The sequence below is a fragment of the Acinetobacter sp. LipI_15 genome (genome assembly GCF_058242865.1).
This window is the reverse complement of the sequence record NZ_JBZAYN010000001.1, coordinates 467,254-491,905: the sequence shown is the minus strand read 5'-3', so window position 1 is coordinate 491,905 and position 24,652 is coordinate 467,254. Positions and strand designations below refer to the sequence as shown.

Here is a 24,652-nt window from a genome sequence, read left to right as displayed (position 1 = left end):
ATTCTCTTGACTGCAGCGATTCGACGTACTGTAACTTTTGCTGGTATTCCACTTGACCGTTTACAAAGCATGCTCGGTGCCTATAACGGTCATCTCAAACAAATTGAACAACGTTTAGATGTCAAAATTTCTCATCGTGCAGATGCTTTTTTTGTCGATGGGGAAATCGATGCGGTAGAGAGAGCCGAAAGTCTCCTTCACCGTCTTTATGAAGAGTCCGAAACCAATCCACAGATTAGTGCGGACATTTTACACATGATGATTCAAGGCAGTCAGACTGACCGCGAAATTCAGGAAGATTTTTCTGAAAATGAGCATACCGGTTTAGACAATGTTTATCTACAAACCCGTAAAGGTCGGATCAACCCACGTGGTGCCAATCAAAAACGCTATGTACAGCGTATTTTACAAAGCGATATTTCATTTGGTATCGGCCCAGCGGGTACAGGTAAAACTTATCTCGCGGTCGCCGCTGCTGTAGATATGCTAGAACGTAACGAAATTCAACGCATTTTATTGGTTCGCCCTGCGGTTGAAGCCGGTGAAAAATTGGGTTTTTTACCCGGTGATTTGAGCCAAAAAATTGACCCTTACTTACGTCCGCTATACGATGCTTTGTATGAAATGCTCGGTTTTGAAAAAGTCGCTAAACTAATTGAACGTCAAGTGATTGAAGTTGCACCACTGGCCTACATGCGTGGTCGTACCTTAAATCATTCTTTTGTGATTTTAGATGAAGCACAAAACACGACCCCTGAACAGATGAAAATGTTCCTCACCCGTTTAGGCTTTGGTTCTCGTGCAGTAATCACTGGCGACATTACACAGGTCGATTTACCTCGTGGTCAACAATCTGGTTTGGCACATGCCTTACGTGTGATTGAAAAAATCAAAGAAATTCATATTACTCGCTTCCACTCTCGTGACGTGGTACGTCATCAATTGGTTCAAAAAATTGTTGAAGCCTATGAGGGATGGGACAGCGAACAACATCGCCTTACAGCTGAACAACGTGCAGAACGTAAAGCACGTCAGGAAGCCTTGGTGGCGGACAATGATGCTAAAGCTGATGGGCAGCATCAAGACGAAAACATTTAAGGATTCATTTTGAAACTTAATCTCTCCTTGCAGCAAAATTTTCAGTCACCTGAATTGGTGGTGAAACGTGCGCATATCAAAAAAGTCGTGGAAACGGCTTTACGTCATATCGATACACAAAGTGATTGTGAGATCGGTATTGCATGTGTGGACAATGACGAAAGCCACAAATTGAACTTGGAATATCGTGGTAAAGACAAACCGACTAATGTGTTGTCTTTTCCGAGCGATCTCCCCGATGAAATGGCTGCAGTTTTAGACTCATTTCCGATTGGCGACTTGGTGATTTGTATTCCTGTGGTTCTTCGTGAAGCACAAGAACAAAGCAAAGCACCCCTGACCCACTTTACGCATATGCTGGTACACGGTACGTTGCACCTCATGGGTTATGACCATGAAACCTCTGATGAAGATGCTGAAGAAATGGAAGCATTAGAAATCGAGATTTTAGCCAAATTGGGTTTTGATAACCCTTATCTGGAAAGAGATTAAAAACCCAAAAAGCGAGCTACGGCTCGCTTTTTTAACATTATAAAAACCAAGGAAGGAAAGATATGCAATATGTCGTTATTTTTAAAGCACGCATTCGTACGCTTGATGAGCTGTATTTTTCGACTGCACAGCAGCTTAGAGACAAAGCCTTGACACACTTTAACTGTCAACATTTTGAAGCGCTGACAGAGGGTGAGCATGAAATCGCCCTTTCCTACTGGAATACGTTAGAAGACATTCGAGCTTGGCAACAAGATGCACAACATCTGGTCGCGCAACAATTGGGGAAAAACCAATGGTATGCGAGTTTTAGCGTCGAAATCTGCGAAGTTTTGCGACGCTATCACAACTGATTAACGCACCTCAAACTCTGCTTCTGCAGGATCAAAGCGCCAAGTACGCACAATACGAAGTTCTGAGATGTCTTTCATTTTGGCATCAAACAAACCAAAAGGTGCCGCCTTACGCACAGAGGTTTTTGCAGCTTCATCCAATAAACTTGAACCTGAACTTTCGATCAAACGAATGGCACGAATCCCGCCATTACTGTTCAAAATAACCATTAAACGTACTTCACCGCGTAGCTGTTGCTGTTTTGCCGCTTCAGGATAATAACGGTTGCCATAAAACTCGACTTTTTCGCGGAATTTTTCCATATAGGCCGCAGAAACATCTTGCTTGGCTTGAATACCATCAATGGTTTTAATTTTTTGCTGACGGCTAAAGTTTTGCTGACGTTGTAAATATTGGGCTTCGATACTCGCCACCATCGCAGCCTTGGCCTGAAACTGACTATTCAACTCCTCAACGGCTTTTTTGCGACTGTTTTCTTCCGCTTGTTTTTGCCAACTCAAAGTTGTCATCAACACTTTATCTTCAAAGCTGAGCTCTTTCTTTTGTTGCAGTTGTTCTAAAGCTTCACTTTTTTGCTCACCGGCTTTTTGTTCAATCATCGGTGCAGGCATGTCACTCGACATCCGATGCGACTCACGGAATGTCCCCGAGCCCTGCTGATCGGCTTGCGCTAAAAAGTCTGCATGTTCAATTTTTTCCGTCGTTGGACGTAAAGAAACTGCAATTTCTTTGGTGTTATAGTCAGCCTCTTGGGGCAGGGTAAATTGCATGGTTAAAAATGCCAAATGCAACACAGCAGCAAACGCCAACGCAGTTGCAAATATGGGATCTTTCCACCACTCTTTCATCAAGGGCATGAACGTTATTTTTTTCAGCATCTCATTAAACCGACAATTTGCCGCATTCCCCAAACTGCTTAAAACAGTATAAAATAAAACTCGTATTCATTTTTTGATGAAAACGAGAAATCCATCAACACATAGATAATGCACAATTAAAATCATGAAAATGGTGCAATTTATTTTGCTAAACTGCAAGATCAAAACCTTGTGTTTTTATAGAAATCGACAAGATACACATCGTCAAAAAACATAATTTGTCAGGATGCACTTCTTATGCAAACGCTAGTTTCCAATATCGCTAAACGTATACGTCAAGTGTACCAAAAAGCTGAAGGATTTATTGAAGATGAGCGTGAATTCCCAATGTCTCAAGTGTTTTTAAATGCGACGTTTCAGCGCTTTGTGACCGATAATGTGAAAATGCTCAAAGACTTGCATGCTGACCTGCATGATGACTGGCTTCGACTGTATGCCACATTGGATTATAACGGGCTGATCATAACACTCTCTGTCGATTTAAAACTGGTACAGATGGAACTCAACAAACAAACCCAATTGATCGTATTTGAACAAATTAGTGATACACAAGTGATAGAAGCGAAGTATCCAAATGTTCTGTATAAGATGGGCGTGCGCATGGCGTTATGGTTCTATCAAAAAGTACTCAACCAAGATCCATTGGGTATGATTTTGGAAAAGCTCAATGTGATCAAAGTTAAAGATGATTTACTGTATTTAGACCTGAATCGCTGGCTCGGTAAAAGTCGATCGATTATCGACACACTGGGCAAAGTCCATGTCAACCATGCTGTTTTACGTGAGGCCGAATTGGTGGTGATTGGTAATGTTAATTTAACCGCATTGTTCACCAAGATGTCGCAAGAACGGATTGAAGACTGGGAAGATTCAAATTTAAAAGACGATGAAGTCACACCAATTAAGCAAAAGGAAAGCTAGACTTATCCTGTACTTAGATATCTTGAGCCTATAAAACGCTACACAACATATACATTAGGCACGGATTTGCGACGAGATTCTCCACAATCCAGCCGCATAATAAATATATCAGGTGGTTTAGCCCACCACACTTCTATTGAATAGGAAAACCATACTTATGGCACATTCAGCTTTGAAAAATTTAGGTCTTGTTGCTGGGGTATCGACTACACTGCTTTTGACTGGTTTCTCAAGTCAGTCATTTGCCATGAGTCCATTCCAAGCAAGCTACCAGTTTAATTACAACGGCAAAAACTTGGGTTCTGCAACACGTACCCTAAAACAATCTGGGAATAACTGGACGTATGTTTTCGCAGCAAAAGCTGGTGCGATGGCCTCTGCAACTGAAACCAGTCGTTTTAGTTTAAATGGCAGCCAAATTCACTCGAACAGCTTTAGCCGCAGCAGCAAAATTTTGGTGCACAACAACACCATGAATATTAATTTTAATGCGGGTGCAAAAACCATTAACACCAAAAAAGATGATAAAGCGCGTTCATTTGCGTGGAAGTCTGGTGTGTTAGATGAACTCAATGCTGAATTGCAAATTCGTGAAGATTTAAAAAATGGTGGTTTGAAATCGAATTACTACATTGCCGATGCCAAAGAGGTTGAAGCTCGTAAGTTCGTGAAACAAGGCACTGAAAAAGTGAAAACCACTTATGGAACTTTTGACACCGTTAAAGTCGTGATGCGTCATGACAAACCAGGCCGTCAAACGACTTTCTGGTTAGCACCAAAACTAGATTATCTACCTGTCAAAGTTTCCCACCAAGACAATAAAACCTCTTACGGTTTATTGTTAACGGGCTATAAAGGTGCAACAAATTAATTGATTTGATCAATTTCGCTTGCATTTTTCACGGTGCTTTTTAAAATACGCTTTTGCTTTAAAAAGCACCTGCCCCTCGAGGATTCTCCCGTGCACGCTCTGGAACAGAAAATCTTAGCTGAAGGTATCGTTCTCTCTGAAGAAGTTCTGAAAGTCGATTCTTTCCTGAACCACCAAATTGACCCTGTGATGATGCAGCAAATTGGTCAAGAATTTGCCCGTCTTTTTAAAGATGCTGGCATCACAAAAATCATTACGATTGAAGCATCAGGTATTGCACCTGCAGTAATGGCTGGTCTTGAACTTGGTGTTCCTGTGATTTTTGCACGTAAATATCAATCTTTAACCTTAAAAGATGATTTGTATCGCTCAAAAGTGTTTTCTTTTACGAAACAAACTGAAAGCACGATCGCGATTTCTAAAAAGCACATCAATGCTGAAGATAAAGTTTTAGTGATTGATGACTTCTTGGCCAATGGTCAAGCGGCTTTAGGTCTTGCAGATCTTATTCATCAAGCAAGTGCTGAAGTATTGGGTATCGGTATCGTGATTGAAAAATCATTCCAACCTGGTCGTGATATTTTGCTTGAAAAAGGCTATCGCGTTGAATCATTGGCACGTGTGAAATCACTGGCGAATGGTACAGTTGAATTTGTTCGTGACTAAGTTTGCGTTCAAAAGAAAAAAGAACACATCAGGTGTTCTTTTTTTTTGCTAAAAATTTGCGATTAAGGTGACATACAGCGCACTTTTTAACGCCTTAGTTACAAGCAGACAAAACATCGGTGTGCAAAACTCGATAAAATTCAGGAAAATCGTCACATTTGATCGAATGGGTCAACTACTCATCTCTCAAATTACATTATGCTGCACCATAAATTCGGCCACTTTATTTTTTAAGGCTATGGAAAGTTATGAATACAGAAGATCAAAACATGGAACCGACAATTAAATGTCCAAAATGTGGATCAAGCCATATTGAAAAGCGTAACCATGAACAAAACTTACAAAAAATTGGTGGGGTCTTACTCAGTGGTGCAGGAACTGCTGCAGGGACTGTCGGTGGTGCGGCATCTGGCGCATCTATTGGTGCTGCGATTGGTGGCGTGACTGCTGGCCCACTTGGCGTGATTATGGGCGGAACCATTGGGACTTTTGTCGGGGCGATTAGCGTTGGCATCACAGGCGGCTTTTTAGGCCATCGCTTTGGTAAAAAAGCAGGTGTGATTGTAGATCAAAATATATTTTTAGATTACCAATGCAAGGCCTGCAAACAACGCTTTGAAGTTGAATCTCAACCTGAAGATGCAGCAAAAACTGAAGATCAAGACTAATTTTGATTGCTGCTAAATTAAATAAGAGCGTTTCTACGCTCTTTTTTAATAGGTTATTGTTTTTCTAATATGTATTTCTAGTCTATTGAAATACTATTCGAAACCATGGCGAATCAATTATTTTGAAACATCAGTTAAAGATTTTGAGTCCACTTTAACTTGATCTTGTTTCGCTAAAAATTCTTTTTCTTCGGCTTTTTCTTTTGCGGGAAATCCATACTGTATAAACTGGCATTGCCGTACACAAGGAAGATGCAGCCAATACGGAACACAGGAAAGTCATTAGAAAATTAACAATAGACATCACACACCCTAAAGAAGAAATTTAAATACAAATCATGTAATCAAAAAATAAAAATAACGCGCCCAAAGAGAGAGCAATATTCGACTCGAAACCATCACTGAGCAGGCTGTATTTAAAAACTTTCAATATATTGTTGATATCATTTATTTTTAATATTTCAGGAATAGTTCGACAGATTTATTTTTATATTTTGGTCGGTATACAACGTCATAAATAAAAAGACGTCACACGTAAATAAAGCAAGAAAAGTGCAATATTTAAGCCTTTTCTTGCCCGTTCGCTACAAAGTTAGCGCAACTTCCTAGAGCAAGTAAGTATCAAATCAACTTTTTGACGACTTCGCCTAGGCGTTTACCCAGCTCTTCACACAAGTTACGCTCATCTTGACTCAATGACTGATCATGGCGTGGACCACTGACATGGCTTGCACCATAAGGTGTACCACCCGTTTTGGTATTCGATAATGCAGGATGGGCATTACTTAAACCCATAACCATCATTCCGTGATGAAACAAAGGTGGCAGCATGGTCAGCAAAGTACTTTCCTGTCCCCCATGCATTGAACCTGAACTGGTAAACACACAGGCAGGTTTGCCATGTAATGCGCCATTGAGCCAAAGCGCTGTGGTTTGATCCCAGAAATATTTCATTTCCGACGCCATATTACCAAAACGTGTTGGCGAACCAAGGGCTAAACCTGAGCAATGCGCTAAGTCATCTAAGCTACAGTAAATATCGCCTTCGGCAGGAATACTGGGCTGCACGTCAGTCACCACAGTAGATAAATTTGGAACGGTTCGTATTTTTACTGCCATTCCAGACGCTTCAATTCCATTGGCAATTAAATGTGCCATCTCACGTGTTGAACCATATTTGCTGTAATACAACACCAGTACATAAGCTTGCGTCATTTTTATAAATTCAATGAAAAAAGAAAACTATACGGTATTTTTCCTATTTTTTGGTTAAGCTAAGTGATGAAAATTGCATAAACATGACTAAAATAACTCGAGACTTGAACGAATGATCGAAGCATTTTTAAAAAAACTTCCCTTTTACGACAAGAAATGGTTTCAGTTTGTTTTATTTGTCATTCGACGTTTTGAAGCCGATCGCTGCCGTGAACAAGCAGGATCATTAACCTATACCACCTTGTTTGCAGTGGTACCCATGTTGACCGTATTCTTGGTCATCATCTCCTCAATTAAAGCTTTAGAACCTGCTCGTCAACAGCTTCAACAATTGATTTATAGTAATTTCCTACCGAAAACGACAATTGCTTTTGATAAAGCGCTAAATGCCTTCACCGATAAATCCAGTAACTTGACCGTGATAGGTGTGCTGTTTTTATTCATTACCACAGTTATGATGCTGACCAGCATTGAGACAGTATTTAACCGAATTTGGCGGGTGCGTGAGACACGTGGCGGCATTATTGGCTTTATGCGCTATTGGACTATTATCTCATTAGGCCCAATCTTACTGGGTAGCGCATTTGTTGTGTCATCTACCTTGGCCTCTATGAATGTCCTCAGCAATAATTTTGCCGGCTATGAACTGGATGGGGCTTTTCTGCTGTGGATCTTGTCTTTTTCATTGACCATTTTAGGTTTTTTCATTCTGTATTGGACGATTCCCAACCGCAGTGTGCCGATTAAGGCGGCGCTGATCGCGGGTGTCTTTAGTGCCGTGGTATTTGAATTACTCAAAAACCTCTTTGGTTTTGTAATGTCAAATTTCACCAGTTATCAAATCGTTTACGGTGCTTTTGCTGCAGTGCCAATTTTCCTGCTTTGGATATTCCTTTCATGGAATATCGTACTGATTGGGGTAGAAATTAGTTATGCACTGACAGCTTTCAATTCGGGCAACGACCAAAAACGTCATCCTGTGATTATGTTGATGGATTTGCTTGAATTATTTTATAAAAAGCAAAAACTCGGTCAGAGCGTGACAGAAAAAGAAGCGCTTGAGGTCTTAGGGCGTGATGAAATCGGCCGCCTGCCAAGCTATATTTTATTGTTTGAAGAGCAACACCTGATTAAACGTACAGATGATGATCATTATGTTTTAGTTCGTAATTTAACCCAAGTGGACTTTTGGAGTTTTTACAGTAAGCTGCCCTATCCGCTCCCTAAACGGCAAGATTTAGGTCGCGTCGATCCAGATGATGTTTGGATGGAAAAAATTGGGCCGCAACTGGTCGAATCGGATGATTATCTCGCGGCCAAACTCTCGATTCCACTTGCGACTATTTTTGAAGAAAAATAAGCGTAAATAAAAAAAGGAGAGCCGTAGCTCTCCTTTTTTTATTTATACATGATCTTAGGTCGCTGTGCGCTGACGTCCCATCAATTTAGACAACCACCGATGCAAGGTTACCGTCATCACTCCGACCATTACTAAGGCCGTCCCCAAGATAAAATTCTGTTCAATCGTTTCGTTTAAGATCAATACGCCAAAGACCAGTCCAAAGATTGGGGTAAGGAATGAAAAAACGCCCAGACCATTGGCCAGATATTTACTTAACAGCCAAAACCACAACATCAGGCTAAAAAATGAAATAATGAGCACATGAAAAATCATGCTGCTGATGGACAGCACCGTCCAATGTACAGTCATTTGTCCTGTCAGCCATGCTACGGGTAATAAAAACACGCAACCACCGACTAACTGATAAAACAGCGTCTGAGTCGGAGGTGCATCAGAGAGTTTGGTGAGTCTTAATGAAATGGTGGTCAAGGCCCACATCACCCCAGCAAATAATGCCATCGCATCCCCCAACAGTGCTTGAGTGTTGACTGTAGTACTACTTTCACGTCCCATAAACGACAGGACAATACCTGAAAAGGCAATAAAAATACCGCCCCATTGGATCGCTGTGAGTTTTTCTTCAGGCAGTTTCCAATGTAAACCTAATGCCACAAAAATCGGTGCGGTATAGAGCAAGACAACAGTATGTGATGCAGAGGTATATCGCAGGGATTCTGCCACTAAAATAAATTCAGCTGAAAATAAAAACGCCAACCAGATACCCGGTAGCAAGTATTCGCGTGTATATAAATGTGTACCCGGCTTGAGACGCATCAGTGGAAAGACCAACAGCGCAGCCAGACCTGATCGAATGGCAATTTGCATGATCGGCGCAATATCAACCGCGGCCAATTTCAAAATGACCTGCTGAATCCCTAAAATCATGCACAAAATAATCATCAGACCAGAAGCTTTTGCATCTAGCGCCTTGCGCTGTTCCACACTATTTACTCAACAATACGACAAGCAACACTATAGAACTGTCAGAAATAAAATATATACTTCAAAATAGACAAGTGATCTTCTTATTCAGGCAAAATTTCTCATGCGTCATAAAGCTCGTGCAGATCATACGCAGTTGCAACAACTTCCCACTAACGATGAAATTCAAGCAGCGCTGTGGATCAGTTTTCGTGACGATCCTGCACTGTCTGTTTATCCCGTTCATGGGCATGCTTGGGGCGAGTTTGTCTATGCCTTTAATGGCGTGATGGAAGTGAACATCAATCAGATAGACTATATTACCCCACCGCCTTATGGCATTTGGCTTCCCCCACACTTAGAACACAGTGGTTTAAATCGTACCGCGGTTTCACATGGCACCTTATATGTACATGAATCGCTATGTACTCACTTACCGAAACAACCTGGGATTTTACTCAGCTCGCCCTTAGTCACCGCGATCTTCAGCCATTTGCGTCTCTTACACCAACAAGCCGACCTCATGGAAAATACGGCCGAATATCAACGCTTGCTTCATGTGATCTTAGATCAACTGCATCAAGCTAAACTGGTCAGTAGCTATTTACCGCATTCGGAACATCCTGCCCTCAAACAATTGCTTGATTATTTACACCAACATTCTGCGGATCAAAGCTCGCTTGAGCAATTGGCACAGCGGATAAACATGACGGAACGTACTCTGGCGCGCTATTGTCAAAAAGAACTTGGGATGTCCCTGTATGAATGGCGACAACGCCTCAAAGTCATGAAAGCCATGTCGATGCTCAACGCAGGCCAAACTGTCGAAAATATTGCTTTAGAACTCGGTTATGCCAATGCCTCGGCGTTTATAAATATGTTTAAAAAATGGATGCTTTGTACCCCAGATCAGTTTAGAAAATCTGCCTTAAAGCCCTAAATTTGTTTAAATTTAGCTATAAGAGTCTCTATAAAGTGATTCAACAATCCGCTAAGATCAAAAAATCCACGAAGAATGATAAAGACTCCATTTCGAATGAATAAAAAAACCATTTTAGCGCTGTGTTTATCTGCCGTATTTTTAACGGCTTGTAGCTCCAAAGAACAGCGTGAATTTAAATCTGTACTCAAAACCGCTCAAAGTGGTGATTCGACTGCACAAATGAAAGTGGGTGATTTATACCTCAGTGGAACGGGTACAGAACAAAATATCGAACAAAGTGTACATTGGTACAAAGCTGCTGCGGATCAAGGCACTACGGACGCATTCGCATGGTTGATGACACAAGCCTATCAAGGCAACTCGCATGCAGATCAAGTGATTCGAAAGATGCAGCAAGATGGCAATATTTTCCTTGCACACTGGGTGCTAGACCTTGCAAAAAAGACCCATGATCCTGCTGCTGAATATACTGTTGGTTGGATGTACGACACGGGAAAAGGCTTAATTCAAGATAAGCACCAAGCGCAAATTTGGTATGAAAAAGCCGCCAAACAAAAGAATGTCGAAGCAATCAAAGTCTTGGGAAATCAACACTATTTTTCTGAACATCCTTCGTTTACACCCGACAAAGCTGCCGAATATTTAAGCTATGCTGCAGAACAAGGACAAGACGCTGACGCCGCGATGAAAATGGCACATTATTATCATTATGACATTCGAGATGGTGAAAAAGCGCGACAATGGTATGCCAAAGCTGGTGCATTGGGAGACACCGACTCACAGCATATGGCCGACACCTATGAAACATGGAAAGACACTGGTCCTTTACAACCCAATGAGCCACCACCATCAAGCAGTACTGAATAGATCAATCAAAAAAGGCTGCATTAAGCAGCCTTTTTGTATGTCGTTCACAGATTATTTGACAAAGGTTGTCCAGACATAGTCCTGATTTTTGCCTTTTAGGGTCATTTTCAACTGCTCACCTGACTGTAGTGCCGCGACACCTGCAGGCGTACCCGTCATGACCACATCACCCGCCTCAAGACTAAACACTTGGCTAATATCGGCCAACAAAGTACCCACATCAAAAATCAGCAATGCAGTATCACCGTTCTGACGCAATTCATCATTGACATGCAAGGTATAATGCACATCTTTCCAATCTTGAACCACCTCTTGGACATCGACCCAATCCGCAAGGATGCAAGAACCATCATAAGCTTTGGCACGCTCCCAAGGCTGACCTTTTTTCTTTAAGTCATCTTGTAGATCACGCAAAGTCAGATCTAGGCCCAAAGTCACAGCTCCAACTGCTTCTAAGGCTTTGAGAGGATCAGTTTCAGCCGATAAAGGACGATCAATACGTAAACTTAATTCGCATTCATAGTGGCAACTGCCCCATGCAGGATTCCATGTGATGCCTTGCTCTAATGCGGTTAATGCACTTGGCGGCTTCATAAAAAGCACAGGACGGTCAGGAATTGCATTGCCTAATTCTTTGGCATGATCTGCATAACTACGACCGACGCAAACAATTTTAGATGGACGTGACTGCATACTACTCCCTCTTTTGTTATGAATAGATTGTCTTAGTGCTGAAAAATATTGCTAAAAATCGCTTGGTCCGCAGTATCTTTAAATGCACTTTTCGGCACAATAATCACGGTTTTATTTTTCAGCTCAAGCATATAGGTCAATTTGCCTTCAGCAAAATTGGCCACTTCAGCATAATGGAAGATATTCTTACGACCATTGGCATGAATTTCTGCATAGTCTTGAAATAAATCAATACCTTGTTCACTTTTTCCTAATTGGTATTTTACAAACTGGCGTTTAAACATCATCGGTAAAAACCAATAACGCATGATACCTTGAAGAAGTAAAAAGAAAGCACCCAGCCCAACATAGTAGGCACCGACACCATTTACACCTAAGTAAAAACCCCAGATGATAATCCCAAGGCTAATGGCTGGCGTTAAAAAACGCGTAAATTGCTTTTTGCCAAAAGTAGCTAGTGCAAAACCATCCTGTGATTCTTCTAGATTTAAAAAATAGCGCAGCGATAATGCAGGTAGATTCTCAGACATAAGCGTATGAATATTTAAAAATGAATTGCGCTAAATACTACACCACAATTCAAACTTGCTTCATGCTTTTTAATGGTCGGTTGTAACACTTCACTACTTCCCTTCCACCTAGAAATACGTTAAAAACAGCAACAAATAAAAGATTGCATACGCAGGATGTGACATGCAGATAACAAAAATAGTCATGATGCTAGTGTTTCTGAGTGGACTGAGCATATCGACCAGTTGGGCCAAAGTCGTTCAATGGCAACCCCAGATTCCTAGTAGTTTGGACTTGTTTAATGGCAATGCCAAAGCCTTGGCAAATCTTGCCGGTGATCACATCGTGATTTTCGCACATCCCTCACAGCAGATTAGTCTACCCACGATGAAAGCAGGACAAACAGTCGTTGGTAAATTTCAAAGTGCCGCTGTGGTTATCCCAACCAACAGCAATAATGTGGCGAGATTACTCAGTAATTATCCAAACTATGCCGGCTTATTTCCCACGCTAAAATCTGCTGAGGTTTTGCAACAGCAAGGTTCAACCAGCCAAGTTGAATATCGCATCCATATTCCAACACCAATTCCGGTTTTAAACTTTAAAGAAACCGTGGTGATGCAGCACCAAATTGATCACAACAGCATTAATAGTTTGGTTCTGCAAGCACCGGTGCCCTTTGGTGCAGGAAAAATTGAATGGTTTGAGATCGATGCACAACACACCTTGATTAGTGTGACCCAATGGGGCGATTTAAATCAGCCCAAAGGTTTTTTGTTTAGCAAAATATTAAATGCCTTACCCGATGCCAAATTAGGGATTCCTGCGGGAACCAATGGTTTTTTACTCGAATCATTACAGCGCCGATTTAAAGCCTTTAGTAGTGAAACTCTCGCTGCAAATCAATTGCCTGAACTCAAATTAAATGCCTCTCAAATCGACAAAGTCACTCAATTAAGTCAAAGCTCGAAAGAACCTGTGTCCTTTATTTTAACAGCGCAGCGCGTTCCCTTTGGGCAAAATTATGAAGTGATGCGCTTTAGCACCAGCTTTCAATATTATGCACAAGAACCTTCGAGCTTACAGCGCTGGATTAATGTGTCGTCGTTCAAGCATTTATTTCCAAGACAAGTTAAACATATGCAAGTGCAGAAAATTAATCCGCACCTGATGGATGCCGACTATAAAATTTCGGTGGGTTTAGGCGTGATCAATATTCCCTTTGATTTTAAAATGCGTTTTAACTACCCAGACTTACTGCAAAATCAATATACCGCAACAGGTGGGGACTTAAAGTTTGTCCGAGGTGCAATGCATATTCGCCCCTTACAACAAGGGTCGTTATTACAATTGACCAGTGCGGTGAAGATTGATGACAAAGCACCGTTTTTACTTCGTGCTATGCGCAGTATGCCGTATCACGACATGTTACCGGCTTTAGGCGGAAATACGGTCTTTGCACTCAAAGTTAAACAGAAGTTAAGTTAGAACCTTGAGTGATGAGCTGAATTTATTGTTTTTAGCTATATTTCAGACACAAAAAAACCGCAACATGTGCGGTTTTTTCAATCTTGATCAAGTTGGTGCGCTCAGAGAGATTCGAACTCCCGACCCCTTAGTTCGTAGCCAAGTGCTCTATCCAGCTGAGCTATGAGCGCGACGTCTTGATGAGGCTCATTATACGTGATTTTTATTTTTTGTTAAGAGCTTTTTCATATAAATTTAACTAAACGCACAGCAAATAAACAATTACTCTTTAAACACGTTCAAAATCATCCTGATTTACTTTTTTAATGGCTTTTGAATCACAAGTTTGAAATTTAAACTTAGCAATACTCACGTATAAATGCTCAAAATGGATAACAAATATATTGCCCTCATTGAATCACGGCTTTAACTCACCCAACTTTTCTTTATCTTAGCTTTAAAAAAATGCATCACCATGAACATCTGAAATAAGCGTTAATCTGTTGAAGAAAGCAAATGGAATAGAACGCTTTATAAAAGCAAAAGACAAAAGACAAAAGACAAAAGACAAAAGACAAAAGACAAAAGACAAAAGACAAAAGACAAAAGACAAAAGACAAAAGACAAAAGACAAAAGACAAAAGACAGGCTGCATCAAAACGATAAATCACAGGCACAAAAAAACCGCAACATGTGCGGTAATTTGTTCAAGTTGGTGCGCTCAGAGAGATTCGAACTCCCGACCCCTTAGTTCGTAGCCAAGTGCTCTATCCAGCTGAGCTATGAGCGCGTAACTTGTGTCGTCTTAAAAGACTACGTTTTCAGATTTACTTATTGGTGCGCTCAGAGAGATTCGAACTCCCGACCCCTTAGTTCGTAGCCAAGTGCTCTATCCAGCTGAGCTATGAGCGCGACATAAGTAAATCGTGGCGGTGAGAGAGGGATTCGAACCCTCGATACAGTTGCCCGTATGCATCCTTAGCAGGGATGTGGTTTCAGCCACTCACCCATCTCACCGTAACGTGCCGCCATAATACAAAGATCATGATACGACTGCAAGCACAGTCGTTATATTTTTTTCATTTTTTTACTCAATTAGATATTTTTTAAACGATTTTCAAAAAATTAGTGCAAAATTAGTTCAGCACGCACTGCTGTCCTCTACTTTTCAGCTTTAAACCTTATAAAATATCGGCATAAAACACTTTATTGCAATCAATTGCGTGCAGTATCTGCTTGCATGACTTATGCTAATCCTAATCTTCTGATTTGAAGCCAAATACATATGAAAAACTGGGTCGATCCTGAAGCAAAAGCTGAAGCCGAACGTTATGACAATCCAATTCCAAGCCGTACTCTAATTCAAGAGACGATTGAACAACTGAAAACTGCAATGTCGCATACCGATCTTGTAGAACATTTTGAAATTGCCGATCAAAAAAGTATTGATGCACTGAGCCATCGTCTGATTGCGATGGTTCGAGATGGTCAGTTGATGAAAGATGGATTTAAGTTCCAGCTTGCAGCTGAGCAACCGACTCATGAAGCAACGGTTTATATCAACTCAAAAGGTTTAGGCACAGCCAATATTAGCGGTGAAAATGACCTTTTACTTCCTGAACGTGAGTTGCGTCAGGTGTTTAATGGTGACCGTGTTAAAGTCCGCCAAACGTCGGTAGACCGTAAAGGCAAGGCATGGGGCTTTATTACTGAAGTTCTACAGCATCGTGTCAAAGAAATTATTGGTAAAGTGTCTGAGTATGAAGGTGAATATTTTATTCAGCCGGCAAATCCCAATGCACACCAACCGATTACTTTAGAAAAAGAATTAATCGAGCATGCCAAAGTCAAACTCGGAGACTCTGTGCGTATTGCGATTGACAGCTACCCAACCAAAGAAGAATTTGCGACAGGTCATATTGTTCAGTCGATGGCTGATAAAGCAGACACTGAAATTATTATTCCGCAAACCATTTTAGAGTTTGGTTTACCTTACGAATTCCCTGAAGCAGTACAACAAGAAGCCGACAGCTTTAAAGAACCGTCAGAACAAGACCGTGAAGATCGTGTCGATTTACGTGATTTAGCACTTGTCACCATTGATGGTGAAGATGCCCGTGACTTCGATGATGCCGTGTATGCGGAAAAACGTCCGGGTGGTGGTTATCGCGTTGTGGTAGCAATTGCCGATGTCAGCCATTATGTACGTCCGGGTAAACCGCTCGATGACGAAGCTCAAGAGCGCGGTACATCGGTGTACTTCCCTCATTTTGTATTGCCGATGTTGCCTGAAGCGCTGTCGAATGGTTTATGTTCTTTGAACCCACACGTAGACCGTTTATGTATGGTCTGTGATTTAAACTTATCTCGCGCGGGTCGTGTCACTAAGTTTGAGTTCTATCCGGGTGTAATGCATTCAAAAGCTCGTTTGACCTATACTCAAGTGGCCGAATATTTTGAGGGTAATAGTCAAGCCATTCCTGAAGACCGTGATGTACGTAAATCGGTCAATACCTTATTCCAATTGTATCAAGTGTTGAAAGGCTTACGTGCTGAACGCCACGCGATGGAATTTGAAACCGTTGAAACTTATATGACCTTTGATGAGCTAGGCGGTATTAACGAAATCCTACCGCGTAGCCGTAATGATGCACACAAACTGATTGAAGAATGTATGTTGCTGGCAAACGTCGCAGCGGCAGAATATGCATTAAAAAATGAAATTCCGATGCTGTACCGTGTGCATGAGCCACCTGAGTTCTCTCGTATTCAAAAGGTTCGTGATTTTGTGAAGTTATTGGGGCTGCCATTCCCTGAACAGCCGACTCAAGCTGACTATCAAGCCGTGATTGATGCCACCAAAGACCGTATTGATGCTCCAAGTATTCATGCCGTTTTACTCCGTTCAATGATGCAAGCTTATTATGGCGCGAACAATGCAGGTCACTTTGGCTTGGCTTATGAAGCGTATACGCATTTCACATCTCCAATCCGTCGTTATCCAGACTTGTTACTTCACCGTGCCATCAAAGCACAATTGAAGAAAAAACCTTACCCAATTTCTGGCGCTTCGCTGGATGATGCAGGTGAACACTTCTCTGCGACCGAGCGCCGTGCTGATGAAGCTTCACGTTCTGTCACTACATGGTTGAAGTGCCATTACATGCAGCAGCATTTGGGTGAAGAGTTTGTCGGCACCATCAGTGCAACTGCTGAATTTGGCCTGTTTGTAACGCTCAAAGACTTATATGTTGATGGCATGATCCACGTCAGCCAATTGGGTGATGACTTCTTCGTCTATGACCAACCGAGTCAGAGCTTAATTGGTCAATCTCGCGGTCAAGTTTTCAGTCTCGGCGATGAAGTAAAAATTAAAGTCGCTGGTGTAAATCTAGAAGAGCGCAAAATCGACTTTGAATTGATTCAACAATTGAGCCATGCAGGTCGTGCTATTCGCGCACGTGCCCCTCGTGTTGCAAAGCCTACAGCCAAAGAAGAAGTCTTTTCAGAGCGTAAAACTAGCGTTGCTGAAGATGGAGAACAGCCCATACGACGCAAAAAATCGAAATCTAAGCCCAGTTCATTCGGTAAAAAGCCTGCTAAAAAATCTGCAAGCAAATCTGAAGCGAAGGCTAAAGATAAAGTGAAGAAAAAATCTAAACCGAAAAAGAAAAAATCCAATGCAAAATCATCTGCGGATTAAGGTTTAAATCAAGAGCGCTTCGGCGCTCTTTTTGATTCTTAAGGTCAGTGAAGACTTCGCGCCCTCTGCAGAAGATGAATAATTCCTGATTTAGTCTTGATTTAACCCGCAACAAACCCTACATCTATAAATAACTCAGGATTTATATGAAGTAGAAAATATGACTTTAGAAAAGGCAACTTTGCCCGTTCCTCAATTTGATCAAATTACCTTAGATCAACTCAAAGAAAAAATTCAAAATGCGATTCAACACGGTCAACAATTTCTAAATCAACTGACAGTTGTTCCAGATTCGGTACAAAAACAACTGAATACGTTAGAACAGGTCGATGATCTTGAAAACAATATGAGTGAAGCATGGGGCGTGCTCTCACATCTAAATGCCGTGATGAATAATGCTGAAACTCGAGAGCTCTACCAATCTTTATTACCCAGCCTGAGTGAGTACTATACGCAGCTAGGTCAACATACAGTGTTGTATCAAACCTATCAGCATGTACATGACAACAGTGTATTCGACACGCTTCCTGCAGCACAGCAAAGCGCGATTAAACTTGCGTTACGAGATTTTAAACTTTCAGGCGTAGCCTTAGAAGGTGAAGCGAAAAAACGCTATGCAGAAATATCTGCACGACTTTCACAGTTATCATCAGACTTTTCCAATCACGTATTGGATGCCACCCAAGCCTACTTCAAACCTTTAACTGAAGCGCAGCTCAAAGGACTACCTCAAGGCAGTATTGAACTTCTGAAACAATATGGTCAGCAACGCGAACTCGAACAGGCTGTAGCCACACTCGACTTCCCGTCTTATATTGCCATTATGACCTATGCAGAAGACCGCGAAGTGCGTGAAGCACTCTATAAAGCCTATACCACACGTGCTTCTGATCAGGCAGACTCTGCTGAATTTGATAATACAGCGGTCATGGAAGAAATCTTGAAACTACGTCAGGAAATGGCTAGCCTGCTTGGTTTTAACAACTATGCCGAATTGTCTTTAGCAAGCAAAATGGCACCCGATGTGGCAACTGTAGATCAGTTCCTGATTGAACTGGCAGAACATGCGCGTGCGCCAGCAGAGAAAGAAATCGCTGAACTGAAAGCCATTGCAGCGCAAGACGGTATCACTGAGTTGCAACCGTGGGATGCCACTTTCTATTCAGAAAAACTCAAAGTTAAACAGTTTAATTTGTCACAAGAAGACCTGAAGCCCTACTTCCCTGCACCTAAAATTATTCAAGGCTTGTTCAGCATTGTAAATCGCCTCTATGGTATCAATGTGATCGAGCGTGAAGCGCCTGTTTGGCATCCCGATGCACGTTACTTTGAACTTGAAGATCAAGGCAGCGTGATTGGCGGTTTCTACTTTGACCTGTATGCACGAAGCGGTAAACGTGGCGGCGCATGGATGAGCGGCTTCCGTTCACGCATGCAAACTGAAAATGGTCTGCAAAAACCAATTTGCTACATGGTCTGCAACTTTACCCCACCTGTCGGTGAGCAAGCTGCTTTACTCACTCATGATGAAGTAACGACGCTGTTCCACGAATTTGGTCATGGCTTACATCACATGCTCACTGAAGTCGATAATATTGCTGTGGCTGGTACACATGGCGTGGCGTGGGATGCTGTAGAGCTGCCAAGTCAATTCATGGAGTTTTGGACTTGGGATCAAGAAAGTTTAGATTTACTCAGTGAACATATAGAATCAAAGCAAACTTTACCAGCCGATCTATTAAAAGCACTACAAGATGTGCGTTTCTTCCAGTCAGGGATGCAAACGTTACGTCAAATTGAATTTGCCATGTTTGACTTAAATATCCATAAGGCCAACCCTGCTTTGGACGCTGCAGGCATCCAACACACCCTAGATGATATTCGTCAAAAATATGCAGTTGCACCCACCACTTCGTACAACCGTTTCCAACATGGTTTCAGTCATATCTTCGCAGGTGGTTACGCTGCTGGTTATTATTCATACAAATGGGCAGAGGTTTTGGCAAGTGATGCCTTCGACCGATTCGAAAATGAAGGAATTTTTAATACTTCGACTGGCAAGTCGTTTAGACAATTTATTCTAGCAGTTGGCGGAAAAGATACGGCACTTGACGCATTTATCAATTTCCGCGGACGCGAGCCAAAAATAGATGCTTTGCTGCGTCATCAAGGTTGGACGAACGCATCTAAAAACGCTTAAACTAGGGACCTTAGTTAGATTCAAGGTAAGTATGATGACCATTAAACGACGCTTCATTGCAGGTGCAAAATGTCCAAAATGCCAAGCGATGGACCGGGTTGTCATGCTGACCTCTGGCGAAGACGAATGGATCGAATGCATTGATTGTGGTTACAGTGAAAATCGACCGACTTATGTCGATCAACCTGAACAACCCGCCGTGCCAGACGATATCGGTGTGATCCAATTTAAGCCACGTCAGCCTAAATAAAAATTAAGGTCAAGCAATGACAGAAGATCAAAGACATAATCCAAAATTGTTAGTTGGAATCATTGGGGGCTTAACGTTATTGATTGCTATCTTTTTTGCATATCAATGGTTAAGCAGCAGTACAGCAGATAAATCTGCACTTCAAGAAGAACTGGTCGCTGCACCGGTTAAACCGCCTGTTGCAACCCCTGTCCAATCTGAGACTGAAGCATCAGTCCCTACCGCAGAGACTGACACCATTAAATTGGTCGAAGAAGACATTTTAGATGCAGCTGTGCCTGAAAATGCCTCTTTAGCCAAAGAGGAAATTGCCAAATTAGATGACATTCAACAACAATTGAATGATCAGGAGCAAAGCTTAAAACAGCAACATTCAGATGCAGATGAGCTGATTAAACTGAAAGAAGAACAAATTAAATTACTCGAAGCACAGTTAGCACAACAAGCAAAATAACCGACTTCTGCTACACCATGCGTACTTATAGGCTAGAATATCATCAGATTTTCTAGCCTTTTTGTTATGTCCACTACTACACCACAAAATATCCCCAAAGCAATTGGCTTTCTCATGCTATCAGCGCTGCTTTTTTCCATTATGGGGGTTTGTATACGCTACGCATCCCACACAGTAGATAATGCCACCATCGTATTTTTTCGCAATGCGGTTGGCTTATTGATCTTTCTACCTTTGATCCTACAAAAGGGCAGCACATTTTTTAGAACTGAAAAATTGTGGATGCATACATGGCGTTCAATTGTAGGCTTGGTGGCAATGTATGGCTTTTTTTATGCCATTGCCCACTTAAAACTCTCCAATGCCATGGTCTTCACCTATTCCTCGCCGATCTTCATCCCCTTAATTGCATGGTTATTTTTAAAAGAAAAAATGACCCTGAGTATGCTCATTGCCGCAGTCATTGGTTTGATTGGCGTCCTCTTCGTCGCAAAGCCCGATGCAGGAATGTTCAATCAGTTATCACTCATCGGACTAACCGCAAGCTTCTTGGCAGCCATGGCATTTGTCACTGTCCGTGCCCTTACAGCAACTGAACCACCTGAACGCATCGTGTTTTATTTCTGCTTTTTTGGCACACTCATTTCCATGATCCCGATGTTCTGGCTTTGGCGTCCTTATAGTTTCAAGGAGTTTGCTTTTCTGATTACAGCGGGGCTTTTGGCCAATATCAGTCAAATTTTTATGTCCAATGCCTATAAGCTTGCACCCGCAGGTCAAATTGGCCCCGTGAACTATATCGCGATTATTTTTGCGGGTATTTGGGGCTTTGCACTGTGGCAAGAATTGCCAGATATTTACAGCCTATTCGGTTTTGCTTTTATATTTTTAGCGATTTTGCTATGTAGTCCGTTCCTACAAAATAAGTTTAAAAAGTCATAAATATCCATTCATTTACCTTCAAACGCACAGCCCCTTATTCAATAAAAAAAGCACCCGAAGGTGCTTTTTTAATGTTTCAAAATTAATTTATTGATACCAACCGAACAGCTTAAAGAAATACGGCAGATAAGCAATAATCAACATTGCAGGGAACAGCACAATCAGCGGCAAAATCCAACGTTCATAACGGTAATAAAACGACAAGTGACGAACTTCAGCATCCGCTTCATTGACTTCAGCATCCCCTATCGACTGTCGGGCCAAGAGGTGGTTCAATGCAACTGGAGGCGTAACATAACCTAGCTCAAAACCAATGAGTGTAATCATCCAAAAATGCACAGGATGAATACCGTATTGATAGGCTACAGGAGCAACAGTTGCAGAAATTAAAATGACTGCGCCAAACGGATCCATAATCATACCCACAAAGACCATCAATCCGACAATCAATGTGATAACCAAAAAAGTACTGCTGATATCAGTTGGGAATAAACTCATGACTTCAGTACGCTCTAGCAATCCACCAACGCTTACCGAAAGCGCCATCAAAATAACCAAAGCACCGATATGTCCAACGGTTTCACTGGTCGAAATATGCATCGACTTCCAAAAACCAACTTGACGTAGAATCTGCATAGAGCTGGATTGAGCCACTGTATGATTCGCAGCCTGCCCATCATCTGCGCTATTGCCATGTAATCCTTCACGGTATTCTGCATGTGCAACCTGTGCGCCGGCTAAAGCAGGTTCAGCATTCGCACTATAATTTGCTGTTAGTGTTTCATCCCAATGCCCAACTGCTGACAATGGTGCTGGCTGATGACGTAATTTATCCACTAAAACGATCATCAGCAGAATAACAGGCATCATGACTGGTGCAGTAAATTCATTTAAATCTGTATTCAATAAATATTTATAGAACATCCAGATCAGCACGAAAATCACAATATAAGGAATAACGGCTAAGAAGGCACGTCCTGACTGCGGCGCTGCCACATTGGCTTGAGCAATACGGAACTTATGTTCTGCAAAAAATAACGACACAATTAAAAACATCGTAGATGTCAGCAAGAACGTATAAATACCATATTGATAAAGCAGATCCGTGGTCACTTCTTTATTTAGCGATGCAACAACCACAATCAATAAGCATGGACGTAAAACCACCCCAAGCGAACCGGACATTGCTGTTGCAGCCAAGGCAAATTGACGGCGTCCGCCAGCGTTCCACACTTCCTTATAAATAATCGCGCCTGCCGCAATGACAAAGATCCCCGATGCGCCAGTATAGGCTGTAGGCAATGCTGCTGCGATTAAAATCAGCCATGTTAAAGTCTCAGGAGCTAAGTTCCATGGGCGTAAAATATTCAAGAATAAATCTACGACACGGGTTTGCTTCAACAACATACCCGCCCAAATGAATAACGCTAGATTCAGGAAAATACTTGAAAACTCGACCAATTGCCCTAAATAGATGCCTTGCCCCATCGGGTAGTCCATAAAGAAGATAAAGGCGATACCTGTAATCAACGCCATATACGCATATAAAGGCACGCTTAGGAACGCGAAACTAAGACTACCGCCCTCTTTGGCATCTTTTGGCGGACTAAACAATTGCAAAACACTGATCAATGTCAGGATTGAGAACAGCGTCATCCACATCCAATAAATCAGTTCAGTTTCGGTGGTCATTGGAACTCCCGAATTTTTCACTGAATTGAATTGGCTGATACTTGAGTAGGTTAACAGTCCATTACCGAAGCTCATCATCAGGCTATAAACACGATAATCCTTCTTGGTTGCAGGACCGCGTAGACCAATATGATGAATTTTCAATGTCGCACTAATCGCAGCTATAACCACCATAAAAATCAACAAAATGGCGCGATTTTCAGTACCAAATTTAAAGATACCGAAGAAGCTTGTTTCAAAATTACGATAGGCGCGAATACTCGGATGCTTCTCCATATGTTGCATGGCTTTATCATAAAATTGATACTTTTCTTCACACTGCTGCACACCCGCTAAAATAGACGAACGAACGTCATTCTCAGATGCCGTACCAAAAAAATCAGCAAACTCATCTGCTGCATTGGCTTGCATTTGAGTTTTCACCAACGCATCGACATTCGGGTTACGGTCACATTCAGGCTTGGCAGGCTCAGCCCTTAAAAAAGAGTACTGCATACCTGTTGCAGGGTCACCATACAGTCGCTCTCCCATACGGAGCAACTGCCCATGGATCATCTCCCCTGTACCGATAATTAGTGTAAGCAGAAGCAAGATCAATACGACTAGAGTCGAAATCCATTCTGTCCAGACATAACGTAACAGACCAACGATGCTGGATCTGTTTTGTGCATCATTTTGCATGAGTCTTCCTATTTTTATTTTGGAGCCTAGCTGGACTAAGCACCCTCTTCCTTATCGGTTCGAGAAGTTCCTTTCCCTGACCTAACTGTTTTATTATTACGTTTAAATTTGCATCAATATTCAAAACATTAAAATGACAATATGTATTTTCTTTTCGGTTTTTTTTGTCAACCCAATCACCTAAAGTGAGCTAACGATCCCAGAAATAATTGCCAACAAGATAGAACAAGGCGATGATAATGCCCCAAATCACCCCCAATAAATGTGCTTCGACTAAAATGGGGCTTCCAATTAATTCAGCCGTTCCCGTATTGCCCACGGTATTTTCCCACACCAATTTTGCCAAAATCAGCAACAATACAAAGGCTGCAAAATTTCGCTCCCGTCGATACATCAAATGCACACAAGCGACCGCGACATAGGCACCATGCAAGACACCAGATAATCCGGCATAGGCTTCAATATCGGGTAAGAAAAAATAGAAACTTAGACTGATTAAAGGAGATAAAATCAATAAAATGGCAACAAAATGCCATGTCGAAACTCGTGGGAAAATAAACGGTAAGCAAATAAAGGCCAATATATTTAAAACAAAATGAATCCAACCGACGTGAACCCAATGTGCGGTCCATAAGCGCCAAAAATCATGAAATAAGTCATCTTGCCAATAGATAAAATAATCTTTAAATACCTGTAGCGAGGCACAGATCGAAACGAATACCGCAAGAAAGACAATTTTCGGTATTAAAAATTGTAGTTTCATT

23 protein-coding genes and 4 tRNA genes are annotated in these 24,652 nt (G+C 41.7%); 16 read left to right on the top strand and 11 right to left on the bottom strand.

Annotation, left to right across the window (positions count from 1 at the left end; genetic code table 11):
- The first annotated feature begins 6 nt into the window (after nucleotides 1-6).
- The 3 genes from AC4CU0_RS02405 to AC4CU0_RS02395 all read left to right on the top strand — a co-directional run bounded on the left by AC4CU0_RS02405 (nucleotide 7) and on the right by AC4CU0_RS02395 (nucleotide 1,943).
- Entirely contained in the window at nucleotides 7-1,098 is a 1,092-nt protein-coding gene (locus AC4CU0_RS02405; protein ID WP_111885944.1) for a PhoH family protein, read from the top strand.
- Nucleotides 1,099-1,107: 9 nt separating this feature from the next.
- Nucleotides 1,108-1,590: an rRNA maturation RNase YbeY gene (gene ybeY / locus AC4CU0_RS02400; RefSeq protein WP_078192431.1), complete on the top strand. Its 483-nt coding sequence runs from the start codon at nucleotides 1,108-1,110 to the stop codon at nucleotides 1,588-1,590.
- 62 nt (nucleotides 1,591-1,652) lie between these two features.
- The gene (locus AC4CU0_RS02395; RefSeq protein WP_078189242.1) at nucleotides 1,653-1,943 is read left to right on the top strand and encodes an antibiotic biosynthesis monooxygenase family protein; all 291 of its coding nucleotides are present in this window, start codon (nucleotides 1,653-1,655) and stop codon (nucleotides 1,941-1,943) included.
- Here the strand turns inward: AC4CU0_RS02395 and AC4CU0_RS02390 are convergent, their stop codons facing one another.
- Nucleotides 1,944-2,801 carry an energy transducer TonB gene (locus AC4CU0_RS02390; protein WP_490743452.1) on the bottom strand — a complete coding sequence of 286 codons (858 nt, stop codon included), beginning with the start codon at nucleotides 2,799-2,801 and terminating at the stop codon, nucleotides 1,944-1,946. It abuts the gene before it with no gap.
- A 258-nt stretch (nucleotides 2,802-3,059) separates the two neighbouring features.
- On the opposite strand from AC4CU0_RS02390, the gene AC4CU0_RS02385 reads away from it, so the two are divergent.
- From AC4CU0_RS02385 to AC4CU0_RS02370, 4 genes are all read left to right on the top strand, one after another.
- Nucleotides 3,060-3,743: a hypothetical protein gene (locus AC4CU0_RS02385; RefSeq protein WP_490742371.1), complete on the top strand. Its 684-nt coding sequence runs from the start codon at nucleotides 3,060-3,062 to the stop codon at nucleotides 3,741-3,743.
- Nucleotides 3,744-3,900: 157 nt separating this feature from the next.
- Nucleotides 3,901-4,614 (top strand): DUF3108 domain-containing protein, encoded by a 714-nt coding sequence (locus tag AC4CU0_RS02380; protein ID WP_490742370.1) that lies wholly within the window; start codon nucleotides 3,901-3,903, stop codon nucleotides 4,612-4,614.
- 90 nt (nucleotides 4,615-4,704) lie between these two features.
- Nucleotides 4,705-5,280 carry a xanthine phosphoribosyltransferase gene (locus tag AC4CU0_RS02375; protein WP_078189246.1) on the top strand — a complete coding sequence of 192 codons (576 nt, stop codon included), beginning with the start codon at nucleotides 4,705-4,707 and terminating at the stop codon, nucleotides 5,278-5,280.
- Nucleotides 5,281-5,549: 269 nt separating this feature from the next.
- Entirely contained in the window at nucleotides 5,550-5,948 is a 399-nt protein-coding gene (locus AC4CU0_RS02370) for a hypothetical protein (RefSeq protein ID WP_490743451.1), read from the top strand.
- A 621-nt stretch (nucleotides 5,949-6,569) separates the two neighbouring features.
- Here the strand turns inward: AC4CU0_RS02370 and wrbA are convergent.
- Nucleotides 6,570-7,163, bottom strand: coding sequence for an NAD(P)H:quinone oxidoreductase (wrbA, locus tag AC4CU0_RS02365; RefSeq protein WP_180010538.1), 594 nt, complete (start codon nucleotides 7,161-7,163; stop codon nucleotides 6,570-6,572).
- Nucleotides 7,164-7,275: 112 nt separating this feature from the next.
- Here wrbA and AC4CU0_RS02360 point away from each other — a divergent pair, with 112 nt between their 5' ends.
- Nucleotides 7,276-8,523 carry a YihY family inner membrane protein gene (locus tag AC4CU0_RS02360; RefSeq protein WP_078192438.1) on the top strand — a complete coding sequence of 416 codons (1,248 nt, stop codon included), beginning with the start codon at nucleotides 7,276-7,278 and terminating at the stop codon, nucleotides 8,521-8,523.
- Nucleotides 8,524-8,577: 54 nt separating this feature from the next.
- Here the strand turns inward: AC4CU0_RS02360 and AC4CU0_RS02355 are convergent, their stop codons facing one another.
- Nucleotides 8,578-9,507, bottom strand: coding sequence for a DMT family transporter (locus AC4CU0_RS02355; protein ID WP_490742369.1), 930 nt, complete (start codon nucleotides 9,505-9,507; stop codon nucleotides 8,578-8,580).
- A 103-nt stretch (nucleotides 9,508-9,610) separates the two neighbouring features.
- On the opposite strand from AC4CU0_RS02355, the gene AC4CU0_RS02350 reads away from it, so the two are divergent.
- The gene (locus AC4CU0_RS02350) at nucleotides 9,611-10,426 is read left to right on the top strand and encodes an AraC family transcriptional regulator (protein ID WP_180178654.1); all 816 of its coding nucleotides are present in this window, start codon (nucleotides 9,611-9,613) and stop codon (nucleotides 10,424-10,426) included.
- Nucleotides 10,427-10,522: 96 nt separating this feature from the next.
- Nucleotides 10,523-11,296, top strand: coding sequence for a tetratricopeptide repeat protein (locus tag AC4CU0_RS02345; protein ID WP_490742368.1), 774 nt, complete (start codon nucleotides 10,523-10,525; stop codon nucleotides 11,294-11,296).
- A 51-nt stretch (nucleotides 11,297-11,347) separates the two neighbouring features.
- Here AC4CU0_RS02345 and AC4CU0_RS02340 read toward each other — a convergent pair whose 3' ends face one another.
- Complete coding sequence (locus tag AC4CU0_RS02340; RefSeq protein WP_180008422.1) at nucleotides 11,348-11,989, bottom strand: fumarylacetoacetate hydrolase family protein; 642 nt, start codon at nucleotides 11,987-11,989, stop codon at nucleotides 11,348-11,350.
- Nucleotides 11,990-12,021: 32 nt separating this feature from the next.
- Entirely contained in the window at nucleotides 12,022-12,519 is a 498-nt protein-coding gene (locus AC4CU0_RS02335) for a YcxB family protein (RefSeq protein WP_490742367.1), read from the bottom strand.
- 184 nt (nucleotides 12,520-12,703) lie between these two features.
- Here AC4CU0_RS02335 and AC4CU0_RS02330 point away from each other — a divergent pair, with 184 nt between their 5' ends.
- A complete protein-coding gene (locus AC4CU0_RS02330; protein WP_490743450.1) occupies nucleotides 12,704-13,987 on the top strand; it encodes an SRPBCC family protein in 1,284 nt (427 codons plus the stop codon).
- A 93-nt stretch (nucleotides 13,988-14,080) separates the two neighbouring features.
- Here the strand turns inward: AC4CU0_RS02330 and AC4CU0_RS02325 are convergent.
- The 4 genes from AC4CU0_RS02325 to AC4CU0_RS02310 form a co-directional block, all read right to left on the bottom strand.
- A tRNA-Arg gene (locus AC4CU0_RS02325) sits at nucleotides 14,081-14,157 on the bottom strand.
- 522 nt (nucleotides 14,158-14,679) lie between these two features.
- Nucleotides 14,680-14,756 (bottom strand) — tRNA-Arg (locus tag AC4CU0_RS02320).
- Nucleotides 14,757-14,801: 45 nt separating this feature from the next.
- A tRNA-Arg gene (locus tag AC4CU0_RS02315) sits at nucleotides 14,802-14,878 on the bottom strand.
- Nucleotides 14,879-14,893: 15 nt separating this feature from the next.
- Nucleotides 14,894-14,983, bottom strand: a tRNA-Ser gene (locus AC4CU0_RS02310).
- Between the two features lie 268 nt (nucleotides 14,984-15,251).
- Between AC4CU0_RS02310 and rnr the strand changes: the two genes are divergently transcribed.
- The 5 genes from rnr to AC4CU0_RS02285 all read left to right on the top strand — a co-directional run bounded on the left by rnr (nucleotide 15,252) and on the right by AC4CU0_RS02285 (nucleotide 21,515).
- Nucleotides 15,252-17,669: a ribonuclease R gene (gene rnr, locus AC4CU0_RS02305; RefSeq protein ID WP_490742366.1), complete on the top strand. Its 2,418-nt coding sequence runs from the start codon at nucleotides 15,252-15,254 to the stop codon at nucleotides 17,667-17,669.
- A 160-nt stretch (nucleotides 17,670-17,829) separates the two neighbouring features.
- A complete protein-coding gene (locus tag AC4CU0_RS02300) occupies nucleotides 17,830-19,869 on the top strand; it encodes a M3 family metallopeptidase (protein WP_490742365.1) in 2,040 nt (679 codons plus the stop codon).
- 40 nt (nucleotides 19,870-19,909) lie between these two features.
- Entirely contained in the window at nucleotides 19,910-20,119 is a 210-nt protein-coding gene (locus AC4CU0_RS02295; RefSeq protein ID WP_490743449.1) for a YheV family putative zinc ribbon protein, read from the top strand.
- A gap of 16 nt (nucleotides 20,120-20,135) precedes the next feature.
- Nucleotides 20,136-20,573, top strand: coding sequence for a hypothetical protein (locus AC4CU0_RS02290; RefSeq protein WP_490742364.1), 438 nt, complete (start codon nucleotides 20,136-20,138; stop codon nucleotides 20,571-20,573).
- Between the two features lie 66 nt (nucleotides 20,574-20,639).
- A complete protein-coding gene (locus AC4CU0_RS02285; RefSeq protein ID WP_180126817.1) occupies nucleotides 20,640-21,515 on the top strand; it encodes a DMT family transporter in 876 nt (291 codons plus the stop codon).
- A gap of 87 nt (nucleotides 21,516-21,602) precedes the next feature.
- On the opposite strand, the gene AC4CU0_RS02280 is transcribed toward AC4CU0_RS02285, so the two are convergent.
- The gene (locus tag AC4CU0_RS02280) at nucleotides 21,603-23,888 is read right to left on the bottom strand and encodes a TRAP transporter large permease subunit (protein ID WP_180182986.1); all 2,286 of its coding nucleotides are present in this window, start codon (nucleotides 23,886-23,888) and stop codon (nucleotides 21,603-21,605) included.
- Nucleotides 23,889-24,078: 190 nt separating this feature from the next.
- Entirely contained in the window at nucleotides 24,079-24,651 is a 573-nt protein-coding gene (rrtA, locus tag AC4CU0_RS02275) for a rhombosortase (RefSeq protein WP_168379122.1), read from the bottom strand.
- Between the last annotated feature and the right edge of the window lies 1 nt (nucleotide 24,652).

Excerpts from the sequence above, each read along its gene's own strand:
- AC4CU0_RS02395 (WP_078189242.1), top strand. The coding sequence starts at position 1,653 with ATGCAATATGTCGTTATTTTTAAAGCACGCATTCGTACGCTTGATGAG.
- AC4CU0_RS02390 (WP_490743452.1), bottom strand. The coding sequence starts at position 2,801 with ATGCCCTTGATGAAAGAGTGGTGGAAAGATCCCATATTTGCAACTGCG.
- AC4CU0_RS02385 (WP_490742371.1), top strand. The coding sequence starts at position 3,060 with ATGCAAACGCTAGTTTCCAATATCGCTAAACGTATACGTCAAGTGTAC.
- AC4CU0_RS02380 (WP_490742370.1), top strand. The coding sequence starts at position 3,901 with ATGGCACATTCAGCTTTGAAAAATTTAGGTCTTGTTGCTGGGGTATCG.
- AC4CU0_RS02370 (WP_490743451.1), top strand. The coding sequence starts at position 5,550 with ATGGAACCGACAATTAAATGTCCAAAATGTGGATCAAGCCATATTGAA.
- wrbA (WP_180010538.1), bottom strand. The coding sequence starts at position 7,163 with ATGACGCAAGCTTATGTACTGGTGTTGTATTACAGCAAATATGGTTCA.
- AC4CU0_RS02360 (WP_078192438.1), top strand. The coding sequence starts at position 7,276 with ATGATCGAAGCATTTTTAAAAAAACTTCCCTTTTACGACAAGAAATGG.
- AC4CU0_RS02350 (WP_180178654.1), top strand. The coding sequence starts at position 9,611 with ATGCGTCATAAAGCTCGTGCAGATCATACGCAGTTGCAACAACTTCCC.
- AC4CU0_RS02345 (WP_490742368.1), top strand. The coding sequence starts at position 10,523 with ATGAATAAAAAAACCATTTTAGCGCTGTGTTTATCTGCCGTATTTTTA.
- AC4CU0_RS02340 (WP_180008422.1), bottom strand. The coding sequence starts at position 11,989 with ATGCAGTCACGTCCATCTAAAATTGTTTGCGTCGGTCGTAGTTATGCA.
- AC4CU0_RS02335 (WP_490742367.1), bottom strand. The coding sequence starts at position 12,519 with ATGTCTGAGAATCTACCTGCATTATCGCTGCGCTATTTTTTAAATCTA.
- AC4CU0_RS02330 (WP_490743450.1), top strand. The coding sequence starts at position 12,704 with ATGATGCTAGTGTTTCTGAGTGGACTGAGCATATCGACCAGTTGGGCC.
- rnr (WP_490742366.1), top strand. The coding sequence starts at position 15,252 with ATGAAAAACTGGGTCGATCCTGAAGCAAAAGCTGAAGCCGAACGTTAT.
- AC4CU0_RS02300 (WP_490742365.1), top strand. The coding sequence starts at position 17,830 with ATGACTTTAGAAAAGGCAACTTTGCCCGTTCCTCAATTTGATCAAATT.
- AC4CU0_RS02290 (WP_490742364.1), top strand. The coding sequence starts at position 20,136 with ATGACAGAAGATCAAAGACATAATCCAAAATTGTTAGTTGGAATCATT.
- AC4CU0_RS02285 (WP_180126817.1), top strand. The coding sequence starts at position 20,640 with ATGTCCACTACTACACCACAAAATATCCCCAAAGCAATTGGCTTTCTC.
- AC4CU0_RS02280 (WP_180182986.1), bottom strand. The coding sequence starts at position 23,888 with ATGCAAAATGATGCACAAAACAGATCCAGCATCGTTGGTCTGTTACGT.
- rrtA (WP_168379122.1), bottom strand. The coding sequence starts at position 24,651 with ATGAAACTACAATTTTTAATACCGAAAATTGTCTTTCTTGCGGTATTC.